Source organism: Shimia sp. (genome assembly GCF_041624275.1).
Taxonomy (GTDB): domain Bacteria; phylum Pseudomonadota; class Alphaproteobacteria; order Rhodobacterales; family Rhodobacteraceae; genus Shimia.
Map to the genome: position 1 here is coordinate 1 of NZ_JBFJVE010000227.1, position 4,165 is coordinate 4,165.

4 protein-coding genes and 1 pseudogene are annotated in these 4,165 nt (G+C 61.8%); all 5 read right to left on the minus strand.

Annotated features, from left to right (window positions below):
• On the minus strand, positions 1 to 400 hold a 400-nt coding region (locus ABZD10_RS14065; RefSeq protein ID WP_372887416.1), incomplete at its 3' end, for an ABC transporter substrate-binding protein.
• A 53-nt stretch (positions 401 to 453) separates the two neighbouring features.
• Positions 454 to 2,337 (minus strand): long-chain fatty acid--CoA ligase, encoded by a 1,884-nt coding sequence (locus ABZD10_RS14070; RefSeq protein ID WP_372887418.1) that lies wholly within the window; start codon positions 2,335 to 2,337, stop codon positions 454 to 456.
• 5 nt (positions 2,338 to 2,342) lie between these two features.
• Positions 2,343 to 3,116 (minus strand): ABC transporter ATP-binding protein, encoded by a 774-nt coding sequence (locus ABZD10_RS14075; protein WP_372887420.1) that lies wholly within the window; start codon positions 3,114 to 3,116, stop codon positions 2,343 to 2,345.
• Entirely contained in the window at positions 3,113 to 3,877 is a 765-nt protein-coding gene (locus ABZD10_RS14080; RefSeq protein WP_372887422.1) for an ABC transporter ATP-binding protein, read from the minus strand. Before ABZD10_RS14080 ends, ABZD10_RS14075 begins: the two co-directional genes overlap by 4 nt.
• Positions 3,874 to 4,165: pseudogene (locus ABZD10_RS14085) on the minus strand (branched-chain amino acid ABC transporter permease); the annotation flags it as partial. The gene ABZD10_RS14080 and the pseudogene ABZD10_RS14085, both read right to left, overlap by 4 nt.

Below are 4,165 nucleotides of genomic sequence, written 5' to 3' on the forward strand. Positions count from 1 at the left end.
CGGCGGTCAGCGGCGCCACGTTGGGAATGCCCTTGGGATCCAACAGCTTGAAGCCCGCCATGTTCATCGGCGTGCCGAGGCTCTGCATCATGGCAAAGACCTTGTCGCGGTTCAGCAGCTTGTTATAGCCCTGCATCGCGCGCGGCATCTGATAGCCGTGATCCTCGGTGATGAAGCGGATGGTGCGCCCATGCACGCCACCGGCGGCATTGACCTTGTCGAAATAGAGGTTCGCCCCCTTGGTCGCGGGCACCCCGACCGCGGCGAAGACGCCGGACAGGTCATTGACCGAACCGATCAGCACCTCGCTGTCAGAGACCCCCTGCGCCTCGGCCGAGGCCATGGTCGCCGCAGCGGTCAACCCCGCCGCCAGCGCCAGATTTTTTACCAATGTTTTCATTGTTTTCCTCCCTTTGGTAATCGTCATTTACGTCTCTTCAGAAAACCCGCGTCCTAGTACATGTCCTCGATCAGATGCGCGTGGCGCTTCTCGACATAAGAGCGTTTGAGCTTCATCGTCGCGGTCAATTCTTCGTCTTCGGCGGTGAGCAGAACGTCGATCAGCCGGAAATCCTTGATCTGTTCGACCCGCGCGAATTCCTTGTTCACCGCCTGCACTTCGGCGCCGATCAGCGCCTTGACCTCCTTGGCGGCGCAGAGCGAGGCGAAGTTCGAGAACGGCACCTTCAGGTCCTGAGCGTATTTCTCGACATTCTCCTGATCAATCATAATCAGCGCGGTGAGATACTTGCGCCGGTCGCCGATGATCACCGCATCCGAGATGTAATGCGAGAACTTCAGCCGGCTCTCGATCTCGGCCGGGGTGATGTTCTTGCCGCCGGCGGTGATGATGATGTCCTTGAGGCGGCCGGTGATGGTCACATAGCCATTGTCGTCGATACGCCCCACATCGCCGGTGCGCAGCCAGCCGTCATCGGTAAAGGTCTCGGCGGTCTTTTCATTGTTGCGCCAGTAGCCCTGAAAATTGTTGAGCCCCTTGGTCTGGATCTCACCATCCTCGGCGATGCGGATGTCATAGCCGGGGATGGGTCTGCCGATGGTGCCAAGGCTGTTCTCGTGGCGGGTGTTCATGGTCGCCAGACCGGCGGTTTCGGTCATGCCATAGCCCTCGACCAGCGGCACCCCGATCGACCAGTACCATTTCAGCAGTTCCGGCGAGATCGGCGCCGCCCCGGTGCCGCCGCGCCGCATCTTGTCGAACCCCAGCATGCGCCGCAGGTTGCGCAGCACCAGCCGGTCCCAGAGCCAGAACCGCGCCGCCACGCCGGCCGGCACCGGCTTGCCTGCCAGCAGGTATTCGGCCCGTTTCGCCCCGGCCTTCATCGCCATGGCATAGGCGGCGCGCCCGGCGGGCGTCGCCTCCTGCACCAGGATCAGCACCTGCGAATAGATCTTTTCCCAGACCCGTGGCACCGCCGTGAAGGTGTTGGGAGAAACCTCCTGCAGGTTGTTGAACACGGTTTGCGGGCTTTCCGCGAAATTCACCACACATTTGGCCGCCAGCGGGAAATAGATCGACACGTCGCGTTCCAGAATGTGGCACAGCGGCAGGAAACAGAGCTGGTTGTCGCTTTCCAGACATTGCAGGCGGCGCGCGCCGGCCTCGATCGCGGCCATGATGTTCTCGTTGGCCAGCATCGCCCCCTTGGGCATGCCGGTGGTGCCCGAAGTATAGATCAGCAGCGCCGTGTCCTGGGGCTGTGCCTTCTCGATCTCGGCCTCGAAGACGCCCGGCGCCTCGGCATCCGCCGCCTGGCCGATCTCGTAGAGCGCGTCGATCATCATGCAGCGCGGATGGTCGAGATCATGCAGCCCCTCGTCCTCGAGGATGATGACCTTGAGCAGCCCCGGCATCTCGTCTTCATGGGTCAGGAACTTGTCCAGCTGTTCCTCGTTCTCGACGATCAGGAACCGGCTGTCGCTGTCCTTGACCAGATAGGTCAGCTGGGCGGCGCTGTCGGTGGTATAGACCCCCGAGGCGATGCCGCCGACGCATTGGATGCCCATGTCGAAATAGGCCCATTCCTTGCGGTCCTCGGACAGGATCGACACCACTTCGCCGCGCTTCAGGCCCAGTTTGCGCAGCCCCATGCCGATCCATTTGGCGCGGGTCCAGTAATCCTCCCAGCTGTAGGATTTCCAGATCCCGAGATCCTTCTCGCGGTGCACGGTGCGGGTGCCGAGCGCACCGCAGCGCTGGCGGAACAGGGCCGGGATCGTGGTGCAGCCATCGACCTGAACCGGCCGCTGGCCGGCCTCGGCATTATAGGTGACACCGTTGATAACCGCGGTCTTCACAGGGGTTTGCATGTTCATCCCGGCTACCTCCAGGTCTTCTTGCGTTTCCAGCGGCGCTCTTCGCGCGCACCGTCTTCCTGCACACCCAGATAGAAATTCTGGATGTCCTCCGAGGCCATCAGTTCCTCGGCCGTGCCGTCCATCACGATGCGGCCGACCTCCATCACATAGCCGTCATGGGCCAGTTCCAGCGCCGCGCTGGCGTTCTGTTCGACCAGCATCATGGTCATGTTCTGCTCTTCGTTGAGCCGCTTGAGGATGGTGAAGATCTCCTTGACCAGCAGCGGCGACAGGCCCAGCGACGGCTCGTCGAGCAGCATCACCTTGGGCCGTCCCATCAGCCCGCGCCCGATCGCCAGCATCTGCTGCTGTCCGCCCGACAGGGTGCCGGCCTCCTGATTGCGGCGCTCCTTCAGGATCGGAAAATAGTCGAAGACCATCTCGCGGTCGGCGGCGATGCCCTTGGCGTCCTTGCGGGTATAGGCGCCCAGCGACAGGTTCTCGTCGACGGTCAGCAGCGGAAACACCTCGCGCCCCTCGGGCACATGGACGATGCCTTCCTGCACCACTTTATGCGGCTCGCGGCCCTGGATCTCGCGGCCCTCGAACAGGATCTGGCCCTTCTCCGGGTCCATCACCCCGGACACGGTTTTCATCAAGGTGGTCTTGCCGGCGCCATTGGCGCCGAGGATCGACACGATACGCCCCGCGTGCACATCCAGCGACACGCCGCGAATGGCCATGATCGGTCCGTAAAAGCTCTCGATATTACGGATTTTCAGAATTGCTTCGCTCATGCCACATGCCCCAGATAGGCTTCGATCACCGCCGGATCGGATTGCACTTCGGACGGGCTGCCCAGCGCCAGCCGCGCCCCGTCGGCCATGGCCAGCACCCGGTCGGAAACCCCCGAGACCAGCCCCATGTCATGTTCGACCATCAACACGGTGATGCCCATCTGGCGGCGGATATCGTCGATCCACCAGCGCATGTCGGTGGTCTCTTCGACCGACAGGCCCGAGGCCGGTTCGTCCAGCAGCAGCAGCTTGGGGTCGGTGGCCAGCGCCCGCGCCATTTCCACCACCTTGCGCACCCCATAGGGCAGCCCGGCGATGCGTTTTTCGCGATAGGCCTGAAGGTCGAGATAATCGATGATCTCTTCAACAAACTGCCGGTTCTGCAATTCCTGCTTGCGCACCGACGGGGTGAAGAACAATTCGCTGACCAGATTGGTTTTGCGATGCCGATGCCGCCCGACCAGCAGGTTTTCCAGCACCGTCGCCTGATCGAAGAGCTCGATGTTCTGGAAGGTGCGCGCGACGCCGAAACCGGCGACCTCGCTGGCTTTCGACTTCAACAGATCATGCCCGTCGAAGGTGATCGAGCCGGCATAGGGGTCATAGAAGCGCGAGATCAGGTTGAAGACCGTCGACTTGCCGGCGCCGTTGGGTCCGACGATGGCAAAGACCTCGCCCTTTTCGACCGAGAACGACAGGTTGTCGACCGCCGTCAGCCCGCCGAACTTGAGCGTGGTGTCCTTGAGTTCCAGAAGGCTCATCTCAGACGCTCCGTTTTCAGATAGGATTTCTGCCGCTTGAACATGTCCTTGCGATAGAAGGGGAACAGCTCGAAAAAGGTGCGGATCTTGAACCAGCGCCCGTAGATGCCCATCGGTTCGAACAGGATGAAGCCGATCAGGATCATGCCGAAAACGCCGAATTCCAGCCCCGGAACCGAAATCGTTCCGCCGCCGAACAGCCCACCGACCCATTCCTTGGCGATCGACAGGAACTGCGGCAGAAAGCCGATCACGATGGCGCCGAAAAACGCGCCATGGATCGAGCCC

Coding starts and splice junctions, on each gene's coding strand:
- ABZD10_RS14080 (WP_372887422.1), bottom strand. CDS start 3,877: ATGAGCCTTCTGGAACTCAAGGACACCACGCTCAAGTTCGGCGGGCTG.
- ABZD10_RS14070 (WP_372887418.1), bottom strand. CDS start 2,337: ATGAACATGCAAACCCCTGTGAAGACCGCGGTTATCAACGGTGTCACC.
- ABZD10_RS14075 (WP_372887420.1), bottom strand. CDS start 3,116: ATGAGCGAAGCAATTCTGAAAATCCGTAATATCGAGAGCTTTTACGGA.